Genomic DNA, 23,335 nt, shown 5'->3' with positions numbered 1-23,335 from the left:
GACGCGGGAGCGTGAGGCCACCCGACACGCGGTCTGACCAAGATCAAGATCCGCTACGAGATCTACCCACGCCCTGTGGACGACGTCGGCCATGCGACCGTCGTTGTCGCGTTCGCGCTCGACTGTCCCATCGGGTCGGCGACTGCCCCGAGGTCATGCGCCACGCCCTCGCCATCGGCGGCGTGGTCCGGGAAGACGGCGCCCTCGACTTGATAGGCAAGTGGACACTTGCCTATCGTAGGGTCGTGGCCGACGACATATTCAGAGCCCTGGCCGACCCCACCCGCCGCACCATCCTCGACGAGCTCGTGCTGAAGTCCGGACAGACCCTGTTCGAGATCTGCTCGCGCCTGGCCATGAAGCACCAGCTCAGCCTCTCGCGTCAGGCCGTCTCCCAGCACCTCTCCGTGTTGGAGGCCGCGGGGCTCGTCGAGACCCGGCGGGAGGGGCGCTACAAATTCCATGACCTGAACACCTCCCCGCTGCGGCGGATCACCGAACGTTGGCCCGTACCCGACACATCCCGACCGGAGGGGAACTCCCCATGAAGATTCATCTGACCAGCGTTTTCGTCGACGACCAGGCCAAGGCCGAACTCTTCTACACCGAGATCCTCGGCTTCGTTAAGAAGCACGACGTCCCTCTCGGCGAGCAGGCTCGCTGGCTGACCGTCGTCTCACCCGACGACCCCGACGGCACCGAACTCCTTCTTGAACCCTCCGGTCACCCGGCGGTCAAGCCCTACCGCGACGCGCTCGTCCAGGATGGCATCCCGCTCGCCCAGTTCGCCGTCGACGACGTACAGGGCGAGTACGAGCGGATGCTCGGTCTCGGCGTCCGCTTCACTCAGGAGCCCCTCGAGATGGGCCCCGTCACGACCGCCGTCTTCGATGACACCTGCGGCAACCTGATCCAGATGGCGTCACAGCCGCGGTAGGTGCACACGAGCCGCCGCGGCGAGGTTACGCACACCAGCCCCGCTGTGGGCGGCCGGCAAGCGTTGAGCGGTCCAAGCACTGCAACAGTGGCCTCGACCGGCGGACGGTTGTGACACCCGCCGGGAGGTCGTCCTCATCGATGCTCTGGACGCCGCGGAGAGAGATCTGTGGTGCGCGCTGTCGGCTGGAGGGTGGTGGTCATCGAGTGTCAAGTGAAAGGCACCAGTTCCGGCTTCCCTCCGCAGTCGACGATCGAGTCCGGAGGGAAGCGATGGTCACTTTGGCTCAGAAGGTGAGGCCAGTGACTTGACGTGATCGCGCCAGGCTACAGAAACGCTCGACGGTATTTTCGTGGTCAGTCCGCCTTCTTTGGTGAAGGCGAGGCCTCGGTTGTAGGCGCCGCCACCGCAGCCGTCGGACTGCCGGATGAGCTTGACGTCGGAGGAGGCGTCGATCTCGGGACTGCTGCTTCCTCTGGGGGTGACGCGGAAGCGGACTGCGCCGAGGTCGGGATCCACGTCGTCGGCAAGGGGCAGGTTCACGTGGGTGATGTCTGCCTGTTCGAGGTGGCCCTTGACGCATGTGCCCCCTGCGCACAGTTCGTAGGCGGCGCCTCCGAGGTCGTCGTAGCCACGTTGCAGGAACATCAATCCGATCTGCGAGGTGACGCCGACGCCGGCGCACGGCTTGGGGCCACTGCACGCTGACGCAGCCGCCGTCACAGCGGACACGATGACGAGGACGGCGAATCTCACGTTCGTTTCACCACTCCTTGATCCCTCCCGGGAGTATGCGGCTCCGCCGTTCCTGCGCAGCCTGGTCCGTGCCCCGGCGCTGGAGAGCGGCGACGAGCTGTTCGCCCGGGTCGCCAACTCCTCCCTTCACGCCAATGGATATGCCGGTCGGTTCGTGAGCCACGAGGCGGTCACCCTTGGCGGCGACGTCGTGCACGGATGCTCCGACGGTCGGAAAGGATGCCGAGGTGTTGATGGCCTGAGGCTGGAGAACGTGTCTCTGACGGGTCGTCCCACGTACCCGGGCTGGTCAGGTGATGCGGCGCATCACATACGCGGTGCCCGCCTTTTCTGCCTTGGGGGAGTCGGCCTCGATCGTGAGACTCGGCCCGGCCGTGGTGAAGTCGAAGCTGCTCGCAATCGGTTGCGTGCAGTCGACGCGCCTGGCTCTCTTGGCGGTTCCTGAGAGGGCCGTGAAGGTGACCGTGCCCTCCCCTGCGCATGCCACTTCCACCCGCAGGGCGGTGCCGGGCTTTACGGTCTCGTCCACGTTCATCCCGGGTAGTGCGAGGGATCCGGACGAGACCAGACCATCGTCGTCCGAGTCCAGGTCGTCCGTCCGGTTCAGCACTTCGAGGGCCTCCCTGTCCAGCTGCTCCGGACCGGAGGACCTCGGCTGCCCAGTGGGTGCTGCGGTGGAACTCGCTGTCCTCTGGGGCTGCGGAGCCCTGGACGTCGCGGGCGCGTCAGAACAGGCCGTTGTCATAGCGGAAAGCACCGCGACGACAGCAAGAGCTTGGCCAGTGTGACGGATGAAGCGGTACACGAGATCCCCCCGGAGTGCAGCCACAAGCCAACAGACTTGAACAGGACGATCATGTCCCGATAACACCTGCGTCACCCCGGGTACCTGGCTCCTGGCACCAGATCGGTACACGTGAAGGCCCGGACATGTGAGCCGTCGATCGCGGCATCGTCCATGTCCAACAGGCCGGCGGACCGCACGAGGTAGTAACACCGACTCCGGGTGCGTCAGGCGTTGTGGAGACGGGCGGCCTGGTTCTGCAAGGCGGTCACCATCACCTGTGCCTGGGCGGAAGGGTGCGGTCGGGTGAGGGCGATGGTCGCGCGCCCGGCCCAGTGGCTGTCGGTGACGGCCAGGGCTCGTACGCCTGTCGGCAGGGCCGGCAGGGCCAGGTCGGGGATGACGGTGATGCCCACGCCGGCTGCGACCAGTCCGAGGCGTGTGGACCAGTTGCGCGTGGTGCAGGCGATGCGGGGGTTGGTCAGAGTCGGCCAGGCTCCGAACTGCGGCTCGCCCGGCGCGCCGTCTCCGGCGATCCAGTGTTCCTGGGCCAGGTCCGGCACGGTGACACCGGCGTGGTCCGCGAGCCGGTGTGTGTCCGGGACGGCGACCAGGAGATCACCTTGGAGCACAGTGGTCTGTCTGAGTTCGCGCAGGTCGTAGTCCGGTAGGCCCTGGCCGACTCCGATGACCACCACGTCCAACCGGCCGGCCCGCATCCGCCGGAGGAGGGTGGGTGTCGAGGCGTCTTCCAGGACCACGGCGAGCCCCGGATGGCTGGAGATCACCTGGGCCATCGCGCGCGGGACCAACGCCATGGCGGCGGTGGGGTAGGCGCCGATCGTGAGGCGGCCCGCGAGCCGGTCGCGCAGACCGGCGAGTTCCAGCTCGGTCGACGCCAGGTCGGCGAGGATCTCAGTCGCGCGCCGGACGAGGACCACCCCCGCGGGGGTGAGCGCCACGCCGCGTGCTCCGCGGTCGAAGAGCGGCGCCCCGGCTGCCGCCTCGGCGGCGGCAACCTGGCGGGAGACGGCGGACTGGGTGTAGCCGAGCGCCTCGGCGGCCCGAGTGAACGATCCTGTGGTGGCGACCTGGTGAACGACGCGCAGGCCGGTGAGGGTGAACTCAGCCATGGTCAGAAATTACCATGCGGATTCATCATGGAAGTCATGCTGAACCATCGTTGGACCGCATGGCTCGCCGGATGCAGGGTGGTGTCATGACAGATGAATTCACTCGGGATGAACTGGTGGCGCGGCTGGTCCGCGCCGGTGAGCTGGAGGTGTCGGGCGATGACCTGACCGAGGCGGCGACGTACTTCGACACGAAGGGTTTCCGCTTCCACGGGCCGGACGGTTTCGAGTCCGACTTCGACGGGCTCAGCGCCTACTTCGCCGCAGTGCGCGAGGCGTTCGACAACCGGTCGATCCGGCGCGGCATCGTCGTGGCCGAAGGCGACCACATGGCCTGCCAGACCTGGATCGAAGGCACCTTCGTCCGTGAGTTCACCCAGTCACCGGTCGGCCCGCTGCCCCCCAACGGCGAGCACGTCGTATTCGACCTGATCAACATCTTCCGCTTCGACGACCGGGGCCGCCTCGTCGAGGAATGGGTACGCACCGACAACCGCGCCCTCCTGCGCCAACTGAGCGCGGAGGGAAGCCGGCCGGACGGCCCTCGCGGGTGAGGACGGCGACGCCGCCCGGCTCGTTCAGTAACGCCGCGCCCAATGCTGGCCCAACTCAACTTGCTGACGCGGACGCTTGGACATGGACGATGCTCCCGAAAGGTCCGATGGATCTCAAAGGAGCCCTGGCGCCCGTACCCCTGACCGGCGGTCGAGCGGGCGACACACCCAGCTCTATGGACGTCACGGACGGCCTGCATGTGCCGCGTCGCCGCGCACGGCCCGACCCAGGCCGGACCCCGGCATGGCCGGCAAGGTGGAGGAGCAGTGGGTTTCGACAGAACCGTCCATGGCGCCACCGGCGAGTAGCCGATCGCGGCGAGTCGGGTGACGCTCCGACAGCTCGGGCCGATCAGCCCTCGGGCTCCTGGAAGCGGGCCAGTTCACTGTCAATCATGGACTGTGCCCGGGACAGGACACGGGAGTTGTACGTGCCGCTCGACCGGAGAGAGAGCAGGGCGTTCTGCTGGGCGACGGCTGCGGCAAGCATCAGTTCCTGGTACTGCTCACGGGGGTTGACGTCCGCCGAGACGACTCCTTGGGGAGTGGGTCTCCGGCGGCGGGCTTCCGTCCAGGTGCGCACTTGGTCCCTGATCACCGGATCGAAGGGAGTGCCGTCAGGCATGGTCAGACTCGGGTCGGCGAGGACGTCCGTCACCTGGTCGGTCATAGCCGCGTACAACTCGGCGAAGGCGGCGCGGTCGGCGGCCTCGTCGTCGCCGTCGACCTTCAGTCGGCGGATGACCCAGGGGAGCGTCAGGCCCTGGAGGAGCAGGGTCGTGGTGGCGACGGTGAACGCGATCAGAAGCAGTTGTGGCCGATAAGGCGTGTCGGACGGCAGCGTCTGAGCCGCGGCCACTGTGACGGCGCCACGCATTCCCGACCAGGCGATCACCGTCCCGCCGCGCCAACCGAACTTCTCGTTGATCCTGAAGTCGGCGTCGCTCCGGCCGCGCACCAACCGTCCCTGAAGGCGCTCCGGGTCACTCTTCTGAAACCTGTGGGGCAGTTCCTGGCCGCTGTTGAGCTTGTCCGCGAGATCGTCCACCGCGGTGCGGAAGGTTTCGGCCTTGTCCGCGTCGTGCCTGAGCGAGGCGACCAGCGGGACGAGGGACAACATGCGGGCCGCGATCGCCAGCAGCGAAGCCAGCAGTCCGATCCCCACGGCGTGCGCGACGCTCTGGCCCGCGTCACGTGCCTGGTCCACCAGTGTCCGGAGCTGCAGTCCCATCAGCAGGAAGATCCCGCTCTCCAGCAGGAACGCGATGGTCTGCCAGTTGACGTCCTCGGCGAGTCGGTCTCGCGCGCGCAGGAAGCGCGGGCTGAGGTGGCCGCTGACCAGTCCGGTCACCACGACGGCCAGTACTCCCGAGGCCCCCAGTGCCTCAGCCGGCAGGAACGACAGGAACGGCACCACGAACGAGAGGGCCGTGTTGGGCACCGTGTCCCTGAGCCGGCCTCGCACCAGCACCGTCAGGACACCCACCAGGACGGCCAGCAGCGTGGCGACGGCCACCGAGAAGACGAAGTCCGCCCCCACCTTCCACAGGTGCACGGAGGAGGACATCGCGGTGATCGCCGAAGCCAACAGGACCAGCGAGGACGCGTCGTTGACCAGGCCTTCGCCCTCAAGGATGGTCATCAGCCGGGACGGCAGCCCGAGCCGTTTGCCGATCGAGGTGGCGGCGACCGCGTCCGTCGGACTGATGATCGCGCCGAGCGCGAAGGCGGCGGCCAGTCCGAGACCGGGCAGCAGCCAGGCGAACAGATAGCCCTCGCAGAGGGTGGTGACGACCACGAGCAGGACGGCGAGCCGCAGGATGGTCTTGATGTCTCGCCGGAAGTCGATGACCGGCATGTGTACGGCCGAGGCGTACAGCAACGGTGGCAACACGACCGTCAGTACGAGTTCGGGTTCAACCTCGACGTGCGGAACCTCTGGCAGGAAACTGAGCCCGATCCCGACCACGACCAGGACGAGTGGTGCGGCGACTCCCACCCGTCGCGACGCGGCCGCCACCGCGACGACACTGATGACACCCAGCACGGCGACCAACGTCAGTTCCACGAGCCCGTTCCCATCCACCGCGATCTTCTTGCGTGCCGCGTCCTCGCGCGAACCGGTCCCATGAGGAGCACTGACGGCATGCTCTCAGATGGGCACCACGACATCGGGCGTGGCCGATGAGCAGTTCTGGTGCACCGGCATGCCCACAAGGCTGAGCGGCGTGTGATGGACGCCCTCGCCGCGGGGCCGTCCCGCGAGGTCGTCCCGGAGGGGTACGTCGGAGCAGGTCAGCGGGCCTGGTGTCCCGTGCAGTCGACAGTTGTGCTGTAGCTCTGGCTGCGGTGGTCGACTGCCCCGCATCGTGGTCCCGCCGCCTGTCCGCCGGATGGGTCGGCCACCGACTTCGATCGAAAGAGGAACGCATGCGACCGAACGCTCTGGGCAAGACTCTCGCCGGCCTCGTCGCCATCGCCGGCCTTGCCACAGGCAGTGTGGCGACCGCGGGCGTCAGCTACGCGGCACCCGTCGGCACGTCGCGGAATGCGGCTGTCGCCCAGCCCGCCGTCGCGTCCACTACGCAGAATTTCGGTCTCACCACGGCCGAGGCCAAGAACGTCCAGCGGTTCCTCGCGCAGTACTGGGGCTACAGCGACAGCATCGACGGCCAGATGGGCACCAACAGCTGGAAGGCGATGCAGCGCTTCCTCTCGGGGATCTGGGGCTACACGGGCGCCATTGACGGAGACCCCGGCACCAACACCGTCAAGGCGCTCCAGCGCATGCTGGCCGCGCATTGGGGCTACACCGGCCCCATCGACGGTGTGGCCGGTTCCGGTACCAAGGCGGCATTCAAGCGCTTCGCCGACGCCTGATCCAGACGACCTCAGGCCGCCCGACGAGCGGCCCCGGCTCGCCCCTGTCAGCCCGGGGCGAGCCGGGGTGCGCCCGTGCGGCCTCGCGCTGGGTGACTGGCGACGACGACCAAGGCACAGGCTCGACACAGTCGTTCAGCCTCACATGTCCCGCCGCCTGCCGACTATGACAAGACCTCGAAAGGCCTGTGTGCCGGATCGGCGTCGTCTTCGGCAGTCGGCCCGGTCGAGGCTGTGAACGCGCGGTACCAGGGAGAACTGCCAGGCCGATCCCGCAGGTCGAGGTCCAGGGCACGTGTGGCGAACAGATCTCCGGAGACCGTTCGCGGGCCGGCCGGATCGCCTCAGCCCTCGTCCACACAGCCGCTGCGGCAACTCGGATCGACTTCAGCGCCGCACGGACGCGAACCGTCTGGCCGGCCGGATTGATCACACCGGGCTCGAAGGATGAGCTGCCGTAGTCGAGCGGGGCGGCCACGCCTGCGGCGCGAGGATGCCGAGGACGTAGGCCCGGGCGACCAGGGCGGGTCGGGTCGGTGCTTCCAGGAGGACGCGCAGCCGACTCAGGTGGTAGTCCACGGTCTGCCGCGACAGGCACAGTTCCTCGGCGATGTCCGCGTTGCTGCGGCCGGCCGCGAGCAGGGCGACTATGCGCACCTGTGCGGCGGTCAGGGAAGGCTGGGCCTGCTGGCGTCGGCCCAAGTGGGTGGCGACGGCCCAGACGCCGGTCACGCCCGGCGCCGTCGCGCCGACCGTGGTCAGCCTGATCTGGGCCCGGCGCTGCCAGCCCTCCCCGTCGACGATCATCGCGGAGGCGCGGGCGCTCCTGCGGCGGCCGGTGATCAGGTCGTCCCAGGCGCGGAACAGGTCGACGCGGTCGGGGGTGTCGGCGAGAAGGGAGTCGGCGCGCAGACCGGTCAGATCGGAGAGGCGCACGCGCAGGATCTCGGCCGTGGCGGTGCCGGCCTCGCTGACCCGCCCGTCCGGGGACAGCCGGACGCAGGCCAGTCCGCTGTGGTCGCGCAGCACCAGCAAGTCCGCCTGGGCCCGCTGTCGTTGGTCCATCGCCCGCACGTAGTCGGTGACGTCGACGTAGATGCCCGCTACGCAGTGTTCGGCGCCCCAGCGGACAGGGAATCGATAGCCCGCCGCGTGCGCGGACGATCCGTCGGGGCGACGGTAGGTGAGGGCGTGCCGTACGGGTTTGCCGTCGGTCAGGGCCTGTTGGTCCATGGCGAGGAAGCGGCTGACGTCGGCGGGTTCGTCGAGGTCGGACAGATGGCGGCCGATCACCGCGTCGCGTGTCGTCCCGTACAGGTGGGCGTAGGCGTGGTTGGCCCACAGGTAGCGGCCGGTGTCGTCGCGCATGAACGCGGCGGCCGGGGCGAGTTCGGCGAGGGCGCCGAACGGGTTCCGGTCGGGCGGACCTGCCATGTGAACCGCCCATGCCTTGAGTTCCGTCTCGTTCACGACCCAACTCCTTCAATGCTGCACGATGTGACGTTGGGTGACATCTCGTGTGTAAGCCGTAGCACCCTGGGAAGTCGGGGAGGCCGGGCACCCTCACGCTCTGCACTGCCTGTTCGCTAGCGCATCACGGCATCTTCACATGACGCCAATCGCTGTGATGGGTAGGGCATTTGCCTGAGTCGTTCGCGTAGTACGGCTGCTGAAAGGTGAGTTGGGCCTGGTTCGCTTGAAGGAGGCGGAGCGGCGGGCGTGCTCCCGTCGTCAAGTGCCGCGACTTCGAAGGAGATGGATCTGCATGAGCCAGGTGCTGTACGTGCATGCCAGGGGCGGGCCCCCGGTGGGTCATGCCTTAGCGCGGGTGGCCGCGAGGTCCACGGTGCACCTGCTGGCACTGAGCGGGCTGCCCGCGGGGGTGGCGGACGACGCGGCGCTGCTGTGCGCCTCGGCGGTTACGTTGCCCGGGGCGGAGCACCGGGACCTTGTCGAGCTGATCACCGCCCGCGCCCGCGAGGTGGGGGCGGACGCGGTGCTCACCTTCTCGGAGTACGCGGTGGTCGCGGTGGCCGAGGCGTGCCGGCGGCTCGGTCTGAGGGGTGCGGGGGCCGCCGCCACTCTCGCCCGTGACAAGCGACTGATGCGCGCCACGTGGGAGCGCCACGGTGTGGCGCAGCCCCGTTTCCGCGCCGTCGCCGGCCTCGCCGAACTGGAGCACGCGACTACAGAGTTGTCATGTCCGCTACTGCTTAAGGCTGCCTGGAGCGCGGGGTCGACCGCACACCAGATCATCGACGAGCCCGAGCAGGCAGAGCACGCCTGGCGCCGCTCGCGTGAGGTGATGACGGAGTCGGCACAACTCGGCTTCGCCGAACTGCACGTGCAGGGTGCGTCGGAGGACTTCATCGTCGAGGAGATCGTCACCGGACGGGCCGAGGAGTGGTTCGACGGCCCCGGCTGGGGTGACTACGTGAGCGTCGAAGGCGTCGTCGTCGACGGCGAGTTCCGGCCGGTCTGTCTGAGCGGGCGCATGCCGACGGTGGCGCCGTTCACGGAGCGCGCCGGCATCACTCCGGCCGCCGTCGAGAGCGGGGCACAGGACAGGATCGTGGAGCTTGCCCGGCAGGCTGTGGACGCGCTGGGACTGGAGAACTGCGGCATCCACACGGAGATCAAACTCGGAGCGGACGGCCGGATGTGGGTCATCGAGACGGCCGCGCGGTTCGGCGGCGCGATGACCGTGCCACAGGTCGAAGAGGTCTTCGGCCTCGATCTGGTGGGTATGTTCACCGATCAACTGCTCGGCCGTTCGCCCGCCTGGCCCGCCCGGGCGCTGACGCCGGCGGACGCCGAGCGCGCGGCGGGATCCCTGGTGGTGCTCGCGGTCAACGGTGACGGCACCCCGTGGGCGCGGCGAGGTCTGTGGGACTCCTCGACGGTGGTCCGCGAGGCACCGGTCGGCGCGGACAGCACGCTGTCCGTGGTCCGGGAGAGCTCCCTGCCGGACGGCTCGCCGGTACCCGTCTACGACCCCGCGGGCGGCGCCAACACCATGGCCGGACTGTGTCTGCTGTCCGCCGACCGGCCGCAGACCGTCGTACGCGACTTCACCGCTCTGGTGGACGCCCTGCCGGACATCCTGCGGGCGGCCACCGCCGAGGAGGCCCGCGCGTGAAGCTCGCACAGGACGCGGCCCGCGTCCCCGACGCGGCGGCCGACGGTACCGTCGTGGGAGCCAACCTGTCGCTGCCGCTGTTCCGCACGCTGTCCGGCGTGCTCGCCGGACACCCGTATCTGAAGGTCGTGGTGGACCGGGCCGAGGACACCTGGCATCTGCTGGACACCCGGGTGCACCCCTTCCACGTCGACTACATCGCCACGCGCGTACTCGGCATGACACCGCAGCAGCTCGACGCGGAGTTGGACGCCTTCAACGCCTCGGTGTACATGGCGCCGGACCGCCGCTTCCTGCTGGGAGTTCTCTCCTTGCACAGTGACGAGGACGCCGACGGCGGTGAACGGCCCTTCCTCGTCCTGGAGACGACCGAGGCGGACACCATGCACGGTGCCCTGCTCCAGGACTTCTACGACTACGTTCGCCAACGCGTGGACGGACGCCTGCCGTTGCTCCTGAAACCCGCGAACCACGGTCAGGAGCACGAACTCGCCACCGTCAGTGACGCCCGTCTCCCGCGCATCCTGAGCCAGGAACTCTTCGGCAACCGCACCCGCACCTGCCTCAACCCGGGCGTGGCGCAGGGACGTCTGCGGTACTTCCGCAGTCCGCAGGAGTACCGCGCCGGCGCCGCGGGCCTCGGCTGGTCGGACATCGTCGCCATGGCGGGCCTGCCCGACGACGTGCCCCGGGTGGCCGGATTCATCAACACCGCCGCCACGACACCGCTTTCGCACACCAATGTGCTTGCCTCGGGCTGGGGCATCCCGAACGCGATCATCCGTGATCTGGACGGTCTCGTGGAGCGGCACGGCCTGGACGGCGCGTGGGTCGACTACCGCGTGCGGGAAGACACCATCACCGTGGAACGGCTCGACCGCGCCCCGGCGCTGGAACGGCCGGTCTGGGACACCCAGCGCATCCACATCGACGCCCCGCTCATCGGGGACGCGCCGATCATGGAACTGCACCGGCTGCGCAGCGACGATCGCGACAGCTACGGCACCAAGGCCGCCCACCTCGGCGAACTGCACCACGTGCTGGACAGCCGCACCGCTGACCTGACCGCCTTCTATGCCCGCCCGCGCCCCCCACGGCCGGACCTGCTCGCCCATCTCGGCGCGCGGCTCGGCGAACCGGGAGCGCCCCTGGACCGGCTCCGCTCCTCGGCCGCGGAACGCGTGGCTCAGACGGTCCGGGCCCCGCGGGGCGTCGCGCTGCCGTTCCATCTGCACCATCTCCACCTGACCTCGTCGCCCGCCCTCCAACAGGGCATCGGCAAGCTGAAGATGGCGCTCGAACTCGACGCACTCGACCTGATCGACTCGCTCTCGCTGGATCTCCAGCACCTGATGCGGAGCACTCCGATGCCCGACGAGGTGGCGCGAGCCATCACCGGAGCGGTACCGCGGCTGCTGGCCGACGGCCGGCGTCTCGTGGTGCGTTCCTCCTCCAACGCCGAGGACCTGCCGGGGTTCTCGGCAGCGGGCATCTACGACTCGGTGACGACCGTACGAGGCGCGCGGCAGTTGATGGACGCCGTGATCCAGGTGTGGGCTTCGCTGCTGTCGCCGCGCAGCGTGCGCATGCGCCACCAGGTCGGCATCTCGCTGGACGACACCTACATGGGGGTGATCATCCAGGAGTACGCGCCGGCCGACCTCGGGGGAGTACTGGTCACCTGTAACCCGACGCGTCGGGAGGACTTCCGGAACGTGTACCTCAACTGCACGGCCGGTTCGCCCGAGCGTGTGGTGGACGGTACGGTCCTGCCGCACCAGTACCTGTACAACACGGTCGAGGGCGGCGGCCGTACGGTGGCTGTCGGATCCTCGGGCACGGACCTGGCGGCGGACACGCGAGCGGTGCTGGCCCGACTGGCCCTGGCGGGACGGCTGTTGCAGTCCCACTTCAGCAAGGGTGACCCGGACGACGCCCTGGACATCGAATGGCTGATGACCGACGAGGGGGCGTTCCACCTGGTCCAGGTACGCCCGTACGCCCGATGAGGCGCCATACGTTCACCCCGTGGCGCCGCGCGCCCCGAGGGGATCTGACCCCGGCCGCCCGCCGCCTCATCCGCCTCAACAACGGGTTCCAGCTGCTGTTCAATCTGCTGTGGTGGATGCCCGTCTTCTATGCGTACCAGCGTGACGCGGGCCTGTCCAACGGCCAGATCTTCGGCATTCAGAGCATCTACTACATCGCCTTCTGTCTCTTCGAGATCCCCACCGGGCTCGTCGCCGACCGCATCGGAGCACGCAACTGCCTGTGGGCGGGCGCGGCGGTCATGACCGCGGCGAACATGATGCCGGTGTTCTCGCCCTCCTACACGGGCTTCCTCCTCCACTTCCTGGCCATCGCCGCCGGCCGTTCCCTGACATCGGGCGCGGCCAGCGCCTGCCTGTACGACGGGCTGCGCGCGGAAGGGGCGGACGATCACTATCTCCGCGCGGAGGGCACGGCGCGGGCTCTGGGGCTGGCCGCCAAGGTGGTCTGCTGGCCGCTCGTCGGCCCCCTGATGATGCTGGCGCCGCAGTCTCCGTATGTCCTGAGCGCGGCGAGCGCGGCAGGCTCGCTCGGATGCGCCCTCGCTCTGCCACGGCTCGCTCCCCGTCACGCGGTCGAGGTGAAGAGCGGTTCCGGACGGCGACACGCGGCGCTGCTGCGCGACACCGGAGCCGCGTTGCGGGCGCTCCGGTCGTCGCCGTGGCTGGCGCTGCTCATGGTGCAGGGCGTCGGGGTCTTCACACTGTCGCGGATCTGCCAGGTCAACCTCTTTCAACCGGTGTTGCTGCACCACGGCATCGGCGAGGGCAGCCATGGCAGCGTGCTCGCGGCGATGACGGTCGCCGAGGCGGTGGCCTCCGCGCGGCCTCAGTGGCTGGGGTCGCGGCTCTCGCCCACGGCCTGGGTGTCCCTGCTGAGTGTGGGGCTCGCGGCCACGCTGGCGGGCACCGTCGCGGGCGGCCCGTGGGCGGTGGTCGGGCTGCTCTGCGCCTTCGCCGCGATCACCGGCTTCTGCTACCCGGTACAGCGCAAACTCATCAACGACGCGATTCCCGAGGGCGCTCCGCGCGCCACCTTGCTGTCGGTGGAGAGCATCGTGGACCGCGGGGTGTGCGCTCTGGCGGCGGTGGCCGCGGGTGCCTATCTGGCGGCGGACCGACTCGACGCGCTGCTGTGGCAGTCTGCCGGCGTCACGTGCGGAGTGATCCTGGCCCTTCACCTGGCGCTGCGACGCGTGCGTCGGGCACGGCGGGCGCACGGAGCGGGCAACGCGCACGGCGCAATTCCGCACTCCAGGGTGGCGACGGCGCTCCCTGCCGACGAACCGGTCGCGCTGCCCGTCGACGAGGGAGCGGCCCCGCGGCACTGACCTGGGGCGGGCCGGCGGGGGCACGCATGGCAACCGGTTCCCGCAAGGTGCCCGCTGTGGGCCCGTGTTCGGGTCCGCGGCGGGCGCCGGCTGCCAGGCAGGTCCGCGGCGAGCGGCAGGTCGCTCCGAGCTGCGCTCGCTGCCACTGGTGCGATCACGTCGCGGGTGGTGGCTCTTTTCAACCAATTCGCGCCGCATGCATAGGTAGAACGGACTGTGCATCGCATGTGAAGGGCGCGTGGGGTTGTTGTCGTTTGTGATCCAGATGCATGGCGCGAGCGCGGTCACTGGGGTTTTCTCTGGGTGTCACACCCAACTGCCCACGGAATGTCGAGGATTGATGTACCGCGGACCTCCTTCGTGCGTTGTCATGCCCCTGCCTTTTCGGGGTGTGCCCTTCATGTAGCTCACACCGGCCGACCCCACACCAGCCGGAAAATCCCCCCACGGAAACTGGAGCTCGCATGACCTCCCGCACCACAGGCCACCAGCACGCGGCCCTCGCGGCGTCCATCGCCGTCGCCACCGCGGCCGCCCTGATGAGCACCTCCCTCAGCGCGTCGGCCGCCCCCCGACTCGGCGCCGACTCGGCACGACCGGCTGCCGCGCCCGTCGCGCTGTCGGCCGCCGCCCGCACCGGCCTCATTCGGAGCGCGCAGGCCAGGCTCGCCGAGACGACGAAGAACATAGGCCTTGGCTCCAAGGAGAAGCTGGTCGTCAAGGACGTCGTCAAGGACGCCGACGGCACCGTCCACACCCGCTACGAGCGCATCTACGAAGGGCTCCCGGTGCTCGGCGGCGACCTGATCGTGCACACCTCCGAGTCAGGCAGGACCGAGGGCGTCAGCAGAGCGTCGAAGGCCACGCTGAAGCTCGCCTCGCTGACACCGCGGATCGGCGCGGCCACGGCGCAGAAGCAGGCACTGAGTCTGGCGAAGAAGGACGGCTCGGCGAAGTCCACCACCGACCGCGCTCCGCGCAAGGTCGTCTGGGCGGCGAGCGGCAAGCCCGTCCTCGCCTACGAGACCGTCATCGGCGGCTTCCAGGACGACGGCACACCGAACCAACTGCACGTCGTCACCGACGCGGCCACAGGGAAGAAGCTCTTCCAGTACCAGGGCATCGAGACCGGCGTGGGCAACACCCAGTACAGCGGCAAGGTCGACCTCACCACCGCGCAGTCGGGCTCGTCCTACACCCTCACCGACGACTCCCGCGGCGGCCACAAGACCTACAACCTGGACCACAAGCAGGACGGCACCGGCACACTGTTCTCCCAGGACAGCGACACCTGGGGCGACGGAAAGACCTCGAACGCCGCGACCGCCGCCGCGGACGCCGCCTACGGCGCCCAGTTGACCTGGGACTACTACAAGAACACCTTCGGGCGCAGCGGCATCAAGAACGACGGCAAGGCTGCCTACTCCCGCGTGCACTACGGCAACGCCTACGTGAACGCGTTCTGGGACGACAGCTGCTTCTGCATGACCTACGGCGACGGCACGAACGACAGCGACCCGCTGACCTCGCTCGACGTCGCCGGCCACGAGATGAGCCACGGCGTCACCGCCAACACCGCCGGACTGGAGTACAGCGGTGAGTCGGGCGGACTGAACGAGGCCACGAGCGACATCATGGGCACCGGCGTCGAGTTCGCCGCGAACAACAGCACCGACGCCGGCGACTACCTCATCGGCGAGAAGATCAACATCAACGGCGACGGCACCCCGCTGCGCTACATGGACAAGCCCAGCAAGGACGGCGGTTCCGCCGACTACTGGTCCTCGTCCGTCGGCAACGAGGACGTCCACTACTCGTCCGGCGTCGCCAACCACTTCTTCTACCTCCTGTCCGAGGGCAGTGGCGCGAAGAGCATCGACGGCGTCGACTACGACTCGCCGACCAAGGACGGCTCCAAGGTCACCGGCATCGGCCGGGACAAGGCCCTCCAGATCTGGTACAAGGCGCTGACGACCTACTTCACGTCGACCACCGACTACGCCGACGCCCGCAAGGGCACGCTGTCCGCGGCCACGGACCTGTACGGCGCCGACAGTGCCGAGTACAAGACGGTAGAGGCCGCCTGGACCGGGGTCGACGTGCACTGAGTCGTCCCGCTCTCGCCTGCACGAGGTGGCATCCAGGACTGCGGTCCGGGTGCCACCTCGTGTCGCTCGGTCAGCTCGGGGTTCCCCGTCGCGGGTCGGCGGGAACAAGCATGTAAAGGTGGGGCATGACGACAGATCGATTTGAAGTCACTCGCCAGATTGCTGCGTCCCCATCGGCGATCTTTGAAGTGCTGCGATCTCCGCAGGGCCATGTAGACATCGACAGTTCAGGGATGCTGCAGTCCGCAGAGGGCGATCCCGTGAGTGCGGTGGCGGACGAGTTCCTCGTCCACATGGATCGGGAGGCTCTGGGGGACCTCCCCATGGGTCGGTACGACGTGACCGTGATCGTCACCCGCTATGAACGTGACGCACTCCTTGAATGGACGATCTCGGGCACCGTCCAGCCGCTTATCCGTCACCTCTACGGGTACCGCCTGGAGCCCAGTGAGTGGGGCACCCTCGTCACTTCGTACTACGACTGGAGCCAGATCGACGACAAGTACCGCGAGGCCGGCGTCTTCCCGGTCATCCCGGAGGCTGGTCTGCGTGCCACGCTCGGAATTCTTGCTCGCACTGTCGAATAGGTCGCCACCAGTTGCTGCGGCGGGGCTGACTCGGCGCAGTCCGGTGGGCGGGCCCGGCCTCGCGGGTTGCCGCTGTCGGACGACGGGGTGTTGCCGGAGGACGACGAGCAGGCCGCCGGGCTCAGCACGGTGCACAGGGGCAGAACGCCGTGGCCGCGGCGGTACGAGTACGCATGAAAGTCTGCCGGACGGCCCACCTCCTACCTCCAGGGCCGACGACTGCGGCCGGCCGGCCGTCGGGCCAACTACGTTCACACCAGCCGCATATCCCGTGTCCAGGATTCGAGGGCGAGGCCCGTTTAGACTTCCGAGTCCGACTGACGGAAGGCTGGCGCCGTGCGGAAACTCCTCTACGGCATGAACCTGTCCCTGGACGGCTATGTCGCCGCGCCCGGCGACGACCTCGGCTGGAGCGCGCCGAGCGACGAGCTGTTCCAGTGGTGGCTCGATCAGGAGAGTGCGATCAGCCTGTTGCTGTACGGGCGCAAGCTGTGGGAGACCATGAGTAGCTACTGGCCGACCGGCGACCAGCAGCCCGACGCCACCCCGGCGCAGATCGAGTTCGCCCGGAACTGGCGGGACACGCCGAAGGTGGTGTTCTCCTCGACGGTCGACAAGGTCGAGTGGAACACACGCCTGGTCACGGGCGACGCCGTCGCGGAGATCACTCGGCTCAAGGCCGGGGACGGTGGGCCGATGAGGGTCGGTGGTCCAGCGCTCGCCGCGGCGGCGATGCGGGCCGGGCTGGTCGACGAGTACGAGATCGTCACCCATCCGGTCCTCGTGGGCAGCGGCACACCGTTCTTCACCGCGCTGGACAGCTGGGCGAACCTGAACCTGGTGGAGACACGGACGTTTCCCGGAGGCGTGGTCCTGACCAGGTACGAGACGAAGCGCTGAACGCGCTGGTCGAGCGATGGGACATCGACGACGGCCGGCGAGGCCACACAACGTCCTGTTCGCCGACTGCTCGGTCCCCGGGGCTCAGCCGGTGAATTCGTTGACGCCGAGGGCGAAGTCCCCATGGCCGACGCCGTTGCCGGCGAGGCCCACCGTGCGCACGCCCGCTCCTTCCAGCCAGTGCGCCGTCCTCAGGCCGCCCACGTCCAGCGGGCGCAGCCCGAGGCCCTTGATGAATGCCGCAACGCCCGCCTTGGCCTGGGCGTTGTCGCCGGCGATGAAGACGTCGGGCCGGCCCTTCTCCAGGACGTTACGGAAGATGGTGTTGAACGCCTTCACCACGCCGGCGCCGGCCGGGGCCACCTTGGCGACTTCCTGCGCGATCGAGGTCTCCTGACCTTGCCCGCGAGGGCGTCTCCGTACTCGGCGACGACCGGAACGACACCGTCGTACAACAGGGCCATGATGACGATGTCCCCGGCCGGCGTGTCCATCGTCTACTGACGCGGACGACCGTCGAAGTTCATTCTCCTGGCCGCGGTGAACGGTCTGCGGCTGCCGTCAAATCCAGGAGGAGGTGGGCCGTCGCGTCGGGAGCTTCCAGCATCATGTCGTGGCCGGTGGCGAGTGTCCGCACAGCGCAACCTTGGGCGGCCGCCGCAGCGAGGGAGGCATCCAGACTGGTCAACGGTGGGCTGGTGTGCCGTACGTAGAACCGGGGGAGGGACGCAAGAGGGGCGGGGTCGAACCGCACGGGGTCCGTCTGACAGCGGAACGGGAAGGCCGTGAGGCGCGGGCCCGCCCAGGCGCGGACCTCTTCGTCGTGTACACCCCACTGCGACAGGAAGGCGGGATCGGCTGGCAGGTACCAGCCGTCGCCGGCCGCGGCGACCTGCTCGCGGTAGCGTCGGGCGACCTCAGGCGGTTCAACGTCCAGGAGGCACTCGCCCGGACGCACGACGAACCCACCGAGCCACACCACGCTGCTCAGACGCCCTCGCGCGCGTTCCGCGATCGGGCCCGCCAGGATCCCGGAGTAGCTGTGCAAGACCAGGTGGACGTCCTGGAGGTCTTCGTACCAGAGCAGATCCGTCAGGTCGTCGACGTGAGTGGAGACCCCGACGGAGGGCGACAACTGTCCGCTGCGCTCACCTTGTCCCGTCAGGCTGGGCGTGAAGACCCGATGCCCCCGTGCGGTCAGGGCGTCGCGTACCTTCCGCCAGCACCATCCGCCGTGCATGGCGCCGTGGACCAGGAGAAAGGTGGCCATGAGCGTCACCTCTCGACGGTGGATCGGGGACAGGCGGCCCGGCGGACCAGGCACTTGAGCGGTCACCACCAGTATGCGTCGACGGGTGAATTCACACGGCGTACGCCACGGTGCAGCAGATCGACAAGGCAGACGCCTTAAAGGTCTCCCGTATTTGGTCGGATCGGTCCGGACTCCCCGGAATGAGGTCGTCGGACCGGGCGTGCCGTCGATCATGCAGAGGCGTCGGGAAGCAACGGGCGCATGAAGGTGCGTTCATAGCGCAGTACGCATCCACTGGCGTCGCGAATGTGGTCCGCTTCGATGAACTCGCGGTCCTTGCCGAACAGTTGGCGGTACTCCTCGTAAGCGGCCAGGCTCGGGAAGCTGAACAGGGCCAGGGCCTCGTCGCTCGCACCCTCTGAGGGGAGGAAGTAGCCGTGGTGCGTGCCGCCGTGAGCCTGCACCAGTTCCATCCAACGGCGGCCGAACTCCTCGAAGGACGCGATCTTTTTCGGGTCGATGACGTACCGCACGACGCATGTGATCATCAATCAAGACTAGGCCGTTTCAGGCAGATCACCAGATCGCGGGTGACGTGCGCCTTTACCTGACGCGCAGGCCCGATACGCGAACAGTGACGCCCCGGAACCGCGCTTCACTGCTGGTGTCGCGGTAACGAGCATCGAAGGTAGGCATCGAGGCGGACCGGGCGTGCCACTTCGGGAGGTTGGGCCGGTCATGGTCCGCCCATGTGGAGAGCTCACAGGTCGAAGCGGCGGCTACCCCACCTCGCTCCTCACCGGGCGTCGCGCCGTCGGCGCGCGCGCTCGAACTCGGAGACATCCGACAGCCAGGGACCGTGCTGTTCGAGTGCGGCGCAGCCGCCGCGGACGAAGACGCTGACCAGGTTCCGGTACCCGCTGATCCCGTCGACCAGGCTGTACTCGACCCGGTACTCCGGTTCCGACTTGCCTTCCCCCTTGCGCAGTGTCGTGATCCGGGCGATGGAGTCCGCGTAGAAGTGGAGTTGGATCCCTTCGCCCATCTCCTCGTCCTCGATGGTGAACACTTCGTTGTCCGCGCCAGAGCGATCGCCGACGAACTCCCAGAACTCCGCGGCGGCAGCGCGGGGACTGTCCCGTTGCCACTTCTTCTCGACGCCCTTGTCGTCGGTGAACGACAGGACCGTCTTCCTCGCACTCCCGTCGAAGTCGGCGCGGTGGCCGGCAGTCTTCTCGTCGTCCTCCATGGGTGTGCTCCTGGCGCGGTCCGCGGCCTCCGAGCACATCAGGAAGCTCACGGTACGCACCGCGTCGTCGACGAGCTCGGGGTGTGCACGGCGCACGGCCGCTTCGACCGTCGTCTCCATCCGACCCCAGTCGCGCTTGTCCGTGGCGCGTTTGCCCCGTCGTGGATCGCGGCGGATCCGCATCCCCGCGCATGCCTGCTCCGCGGTGGCGATCAACCGCATGACCTCGGGCAGTAGCGCGGGGTCGACGGCATCGGGTATCCGCCTCGGAACCGTCGCGCCGTGCGGATACTGGCCCGTGTACCTCAGCATCGCGGCGTCGAGTGGACCGAGTACTGTTCCGCGCTCGGCGCGACGGCGATCCGCGTGGTACTCCTGAGCTCGTTTCCCGTTCGACGTCTCCGTCGCCGTGTGCATCGCCGCGCATACCTGACCGCGCTCAAGGAGGCCGATGTCGGCCCCGTGGGCGATGAGCCGGCTCCGGTCCCACCGGATGCGCCGGAAGAGCGCGTCGACGTCCGCGGGCGCGGCAAGGAGGACCGGGTCCAGGAGCGCGACGGCGGCGTTCTCGTCGAGCCCGCCCCGGGTTCCGGCGGCGTCGCACAGCGGAAGGACCGCGCTCCACAGCAGCAGGTGTCTGGCCAGGTCCTCCCGGATCACCGCAAGATGGGCTTCGCCGATCGAGAACGTGAACGTGCGAGGCTCGTGGTTGGCGTCGGCCCCGGCCCCGAGCGTCAGCTTCAGCTCGCCGTCCTCGCGGATCACGCTCGGGATCCAGCCGCTCTGGCGCGTGAAGACGATGTCTGCCATGGACTCACTCCTCCCCGGAACGGGACCGGCCGGTCTGGCGGCGATGTCGGAGACCCACCCCGCACAGGCTGTTCACGACCAGCGTGCCATTTCGGTGTCGAGGCGAGGGTCGGTGCGCACCCAGACTTCGCCCCCGGCGGCCCCGGCCGGGGCGTCGACCCGTTCGATGCCGAGGAACTCGATCAACTTGAGCAACTCGGCTCGTTCGGCTCGGTCTTCGTCGACAGCGTGCGAGTCGAAGAAGACGTAGAACTGGTCGCTCGGGTCCACGATGCCCGATTCCACCCAGATCCGGGCGACTTCTTCGACCGCCGCTGCTTCCGTCGTGATCGTGGCGGCGCGGGCGGCACCCCGCGTCTCCGGTGACGCTTCGAGGTCGGCGAGGTCGGAGAACCACTGGCCGAAGCGGTCGAGTCCTGCGTATCCGTTCTCGAAGAACAGCATCGCGCTCGGAACGTAGCGGTTGACCCTGTCGACCTTGAGGTATTCCGACCGAGGTTGGTCCGCGACTCTGATCCGGGCGATCACACCCTGCCCGGGCATGAGTACCAAACTCTGCCCCGACGGTTCGTCGCTGATGGTGTAGGTGTCGGAAGCTCGATCACGGAAGAACGCGGAGAACGCTACGTAGGCTTCCTGAGGGTCGCCCACGGAGACCTGTTGGTCGTTGCCATCACCGACAGCGAAGACGAACTGTTTCGGTCCGGGGCTGTAGGGGCGAGCCATATGAGTCCTTCGTTGACGCGGGAGAGCTCCACCAGCGTAGTCGCATCAGAAGTGGACGGACCTGCCGTTCATCGCCGACGAACAGCCGGGCGACCTGGCAGATCGGCCTGCCCCCGCTCCCTGGCCGTCGCGCTCTGCCAGTTGCGGGCCAAGCCGGCAACTCGGCGCAGGAAACCGGAACTTCCCCGGGGAGCGCCGCTGCGGGCTCGGCGACGACCAGGCCGACAGGATGTTCCGGGAGCCGAAGCGGATGCTGCCCAGCGTCGGTGTGAGGGAGGCCCGGGCTGTGGTTTCGGGGAAGTCGGGGCCCACAGCTGCCGGGTAGGGTCACCGGGATCAGGTCGGCCGGGTTAATCGGTTGCGTACCGTCGGGATGGAGTGTGTGATCCCGGCTATGACGATTGTGCTGGGTACGCCGACCGTCGACGGGGTGGGCGAGGCCATGGCCTCGCTGCGGGAGTGGCAGGACGACGAAGCGCCGATGCAGTTGCACTCGGGGGACATCGGCTGGAACTACCGGTTCGGAACCGCAGAGACGGCTGCGGTGGTCCGGACGTGGCGTCGGGACGGTCGGATCCTCGCGGTCGGGATGCTCGACTCGCCGACGCTCTTGCGGATGACGGTCGCTCCGGACGCCTTCCAGGACGAGGACTTGGCGCGGCGGCTCCTCGCGGACCTCTCGCTGCCCGAGCGTGGTGTGCTGCCGGACGGAACGGTGTCGGTCGAGGCCCCGCCGGGCCTGCTGCTCCACGACCTGCTGAGCACGGAGGGCTGGGGCGTCGACGAGCCGTGGACGCCGCTCTTCCGCGACCTCACCGAGCCGGTGGAGGACCCCGGTGTGCGGATCAAGCCGATCGGCGCGGAGCAGGCGCATGACTTCGCCGACGTCTTGCGGTCGGCGTTCAACACCTCGCGGCCTACGCAGGCGTACTGGCATGCGATGTCGGCGGGGCCGTTCTCTGCCGACGCCCGCTGCCTGGGCGCCTATGACGACCAGGGCAGCGTGGCGGCGGTGGTGACGGTGTGGTCGGCCGGCCGGGGCAAGCCGGGGCTGGTCGAGCCGATGGGCGTGCACGAGGACCACCGTGGTCGCGGCTACGGCAGGGCGATCACCGTGGCCGGGGCGGCCGCGCTGCGGGAGATGGGCTCGTCGAGCGTACGTGTGTGCACGCCGAGTTCGAATGCCGGCGGCGTCGCCACGTACAAGGCGGCCGGATTCGAGGTGTGCCCGGAGGTGCGGGACCGGATCCGGATGACCTGACGGTCTCCCGGCTCCGAACCCCTCATCCGTATTCGGGGTGAATGATCAGGCCGACGGCTCCGACAGGGACGCCGTCGGGATTGTCGGTGATGTCGAACTGGGCCACCTCGACCGCCGTGAAAGTGTCGCGTTCGAGTGCCTGGGTGAGGTTGCCGCTCAGGTGCATGAGCCGCTGTTCACCGGCTTCCAGGTCGACCGTCACGTCGGGGCCCTCGCCTTCTTCGACGCGTAGGTCCATGTCCGGCATGGTCACCGGCGTGGCGCCGAGCGCGTGGGCGAGGCCCTGGAGTGCGCGTTCGTCGGCCGGCCGGGCGAGGAGGCGATAGGACGCGCGTTCCTTGCCGGGGTTGCCTGCCTGCCAGTCGAAGGCGAAGTCGGTCTGTTTCGGCGTGACGGGGTGAGTGGTGAGGTTGAGCTGGGCCCAGTGCGGTTCGTTGATGGGGTCGGGGGTGGTGTCTTGGGGAAGGGACGAGGCGAGAGCCGTTGCTCGGGCAAGCAGACACACATGCGGCGGGGCGGAGGCCGGGATGGTTCCTGTGATCGGTTTCGTGCGCGCCACATAGTTGCCGTGGGACGGGACGGCGACCACCGCCTGGCCGAACCAGTTCAGTGTCGTGAAGCCGGTTGTGGGATCAGCCCACCACACCATGACGCTGGCCGCGGCGACGGATGTGCCCGCCCCGTAGTTCGCGACGTCGACGGTGACGTTCATGGGGCTGCCGGGCGTGAACGTGAACGGGCCGGGGGTGCCGGTCACGCGGATCGACGGGCAGTAGTACCAAGGATCGGGGATGGGGCGGTCGGGCAGTCCGCGGTCACCGCGGAAATACGGGATGACGAGCTGCGTACTCGGCGTCGGGTTCTCTGGATTGTTCACTGG

General features: G+C 68.5%; 22 protein-coding genes and 1 pseudogene. 11 read left to right on the top strand and 12 right to left on the bottom strand.

Annotation, left to right across the window (positions count from 1 at the left end; translation table 11 throughout):
• The first annotated feature begins 245 nt into the window (after positions 1-245).
• Entirely contained in the window at positions 246-548 is a 303-nt protein-coding gene (locus tag AB0C62_RS34300) for a metalloregulator ArsR/SmtB family transcription factor (RefSeq protein ID WP_362979961.1), read from the top strand.
• Complete coding sequence (locus AB0C62_RS34295) at positions 545-937, top strand: VOC family protein (protein ID WP_362979959.1); 393 nt, start codon at positions 545-547, stop codon at positions 935-937. The genes AB0C62_RS34300 and AB0C62_RS34295 overlap by 4 nt, the downstream gene beginning before the upstream one ends.
• A 276-nt stretch (positions 938-1,213) precedes the next feature.
• Here AB0C62_RS34295 and AB0C62_RS34290 read toward each other — a convergent pair whose 3' ends face one another.
• From AB0C62_RS34290 to AB0C62_RS34275, 4 genes are all read right to left on the bottom strand, one after another.
• Positions 1,214-1,693 carry a hypothetical protein gene (locus AB0C62_RS34290; protein WP_362979957.1) on the bottom strand — a complete coding sequence of 160 codons (480 nt, stop codon included), beginning with the start codon at positions 1,691-1,693 and terminating at the stop codon, positions 1,214-1,216.
• Positions 1,694-1,700: 7 nt separating this feature from the next.
• Positions 1,701-1,889 (bottom strand): hypothetical protein, encoded by a 189-nt coding sequence (locus AB0C62_RS34285; protein ID WP_362979955.1) that lies wholly within the window; start codon positions 1,887-1,889, stop codon positions 1,701-1,703.
• Between the two features lie 93 nt (positions 1,890-1,982).
• Positions 1,983-2,303, bottom strand: a complete 321-nt coding sequence (locus AB0C62_RS34280) for a hypothetical protein (RefSeq protein WP_362979953.1) — start codon at positions 2,301-2,303, stop codon at positions 1,983-1,985.
• Between the two features lie 401 nt (positions 2,304-2,704).
• Positions 2,705-3,610 (bottom strand): LysR family transcriptional regulator, encoded by a 906-nt coding sequence (locus AB0C62_RS34275; RefSeq protein WP_362979951.1) that lies wholly within the window; start codon positions 3,608-3,610, stop codon positions 2,705-2,707.
• Between the two features lie 86 nt (positions 3,611-3,696).
• On the opposite strand from AB0C62_RS34275, the gene AB0C62_RS34270 reads away from it, so the two are divergent.
• A complete protein-coding gene (locus AB0C62_RS34270) occupies positions 3,697-4,164 on the top strand; it encodes an ester cyclase (protein ID WP_362979949.1) in 468 nt (155 codons plus the stop codon).
• 352 nt (positions 4,165-4,516) lie between these two features.
• Here AB0C62_RS34270 and AB0C62_RS34265 read toward each other — a convergent pair whose 3' ends face one another.
• Positions 4,517-6,232, bottom strand: a complete 1,716-nt coding sequence (locus tag AB0C62_RS34265) for a sodium:proton antiporter (protein WP_362979947.1) — start codon at positions 6,230-6,232, stop codon at positions 4,517-4,519.
• Between the two features lie 362 nt (positions 6,233-6,594).
• On the opposite strand from AB0C62_RS34265, the gene AB0C62_RS34260 reads away from it, so the two are divergent.
• Positions 6,595-7,044, top strand: coding sequence for a peptidoglycan-binding domain-containing protein (locus AB0C62_RS34260; protein WP_362979945.1), 450 nt, complete (start codon positions 6,595-6,597; stop codon positions 7,042-7,044).
• Between the two features lie 429 nt (positions 7,045-7,473).
• Here the strand turns inward: AB0C62_RS34260 and AB0C62_RS34255 are convergent, their stop codons facing one another.
• On the bottom strand, positions 7,474-8,514 hold the full coding sequence (locus AB0C62_RS34255; protein ID WP_362979943.1) for a PAS domain-containing protein: 1,041 nt from the start codon (positions 8,512-8,514) through the stop codon (positions 7,474-7,476).
• A gap of 295 nt (positions 8,515-8,809) precedes the next feature.
• Between AB0C62_RS34255 and AB0C62_RS34250 the strand changes: the two genes are divergently transcribed.
• From AB0C62_RS34250 to AB0C62_RS34225, 6 genes are all read left to right on the top strand, one after another.
• Complete coding sequence (locus AB0C62_RS34250) at positions 8,810-10,183, top strand: ATP-grasp domain-containing protein (protein ID WP_362979942.1); 1,374 nt, start codon at positions 8,810-8,812, stop codon at positions 10,181-10,183.
• Complete coding sequence (locus tag AB0C62_RS34245) at positions 10,180-12,192, top strand: PEP/pyruvate-binding domain-containing protein (protein ID WP_362979940.1); 2,013 nt, start codon at positions 10,180-10,182, stop codon at positions 12,190-12,192. Before AB0C62_RS34250 ends, AB0C62_RS34245 begins: the two co-directional genes overlap by 4 nt.
• Entirely contained in the window at positions 12,189-13,562 is a 1,374-nt protein-coding gene (locus tag AB0C62_RS34240; protein WP_362979938.1) for an MFS transporter, read from the top strand. Before AB0C62_RS34245 ends, AB0C62_RS34240 begins: the two co-directional genes overlap by 4 nt.
• Positions 13,563-14,026: 464 nt before the next feature.
• Entirely contained in the window at positions 14,027-15,670 is a 1,644-nt protein-coding gene (locus AB0C62_RS34235; protein ID WP_362979936.1) for a M4 family metallopeptidase, read from the top strand.
• Between the two features lie 125 nt (positions 15,671-15,795).
• Positions 15,796-16,257 carry an SRPBCC family protein gene (locus AB0C62_RS34230; RefSeq protein ID WP_362979934.1) on the top strand — a complete coding sequence of 154 codons (462 nt, stop codon included), beginning with the start codon at positions 15,796-15,798 and terminating at the stop codon, positions 16,255-16,257.
• 336 nt (positions 16,258-16,593) lie between these two features.
• Positions 16,594-17,157, top strand: a complete 564-nt coding sequence (locus AB0C62_RS34225; RefSeq protein WP_362979932.1) for a dihydrofolate reductase family protein — start codon at positions 16,594-16,596, stop codon at positions 17,155-17,157.
• An 84-nt stretch (positions 17,158-17,241) separates the two neighbouring features.
• Here the strand turns inward: AB0C62_RS34225 and AB0C62_RS34220 are convergent.
• From AB0C62_RS34220 to AB0C62_RS34200, 5 genes and pseudogenes are all read right to left on the bottom strand, one after another.
• A pseudogene (locus tag AB0C62_RS34220) lies at positions 17,242-17,642 on the bottom strand (NADP oxidoreductase); the annotation flags it as partial.
• A 38-nt stretch (positions 17,643-17,680) separates the two neighbouring features.
• The gene (locus tag AB0C62_RS34215; RefSeq protein ID WP_362979930.1) at positions 17,681-18,427 is read right to left on the bottom strand and encodes an alpha/beta hydrolase family protein; all 747 of its coding nucleotides are present in this window, start codon (positions 18,425-18,427) and stop codon (positions 17,681-17,683) included.
• Positions 18,428-18,639: 212 nt separating this feature from the next.
• Positions 18,640-18,957, bottom strand: a complete 318-nt coding sequence (locus tag AB0C62_RS34210; RefSeq protein ID WP_362979928.1) for an NIPSNAP family protein — start codon at positions 18,955-18,957, stop codon at positions 18,640-18,642.
• A 248-nt stretch (positions 18,958-19,205) separates the two neighbouring features.
• Positions 19,206-20,468 (bottom strand): DUF6357 family protein, encoded by a 1,263-nt coding sequence (locus AB0C62_RS34205; protein WP_362979926.1) that lies wholly within the window; start codon positions 20,466-20,468, stop codon positions 19,206-19,208.
• Between the two features lie 72 nt (positions 20,469-20,540).
• Positions 20,541-21,194, bottom strand: a complete 654-nt coding sequence (locus AB0C62_RS34200; RefSeq protein WP_362979924.1) for a DUF6357 family protein — start codon at positions 21,192-21,194, stop codon at positions 20,541-20,543.
• Between the two features lie 394 nt (positions 21,195-21,588).
• On the opposite strand from AB0C62_RS34200, the gene AB0C62_RS34195 reads away from it, so the two are divergent.
• On the top strand, positions 21,589-22,455 hold the full coding sequence (locus AB0C62_RS34195; protein ID WP_362979922.1) for a GNAT family N-acetyltransferase: 867 nt from the start codon (positions 21,589-21,591) through the stop codon (positions 22,453-22,455).
• 22 nt (positions 22,456-22,477) lie between these two features.
• On the opposite strand, the gene AB0C62_RS34190 is transcribed toward AB0C62_RS34195, so the two are convergent.
• Complete coding sequence (locus AB0C62_RS34190; RefSeq protein WP_362979920.1) at positions 22,478-23,332, bottom strand: hypothetical protein; 855 nt, start codon at positions 23,330-23,332, stop codon at positions 22,478-22,480.
• Positions 23,333-23,335 lie beyond the last annotated feature (3 nt).

The organism is Streptomyces sp. NPDC048643, from assembly GCF_040650615.1.
GTDB lineage: Bacteria > Actinomycetota > Actinomycetes > Streptomycetales > Streptomycetaceae > Streptomyces.
Note: the sequence above shows the minus strand (reverse complement) of the source record. Positions and strands in the feature narration are given on the sequence as shown.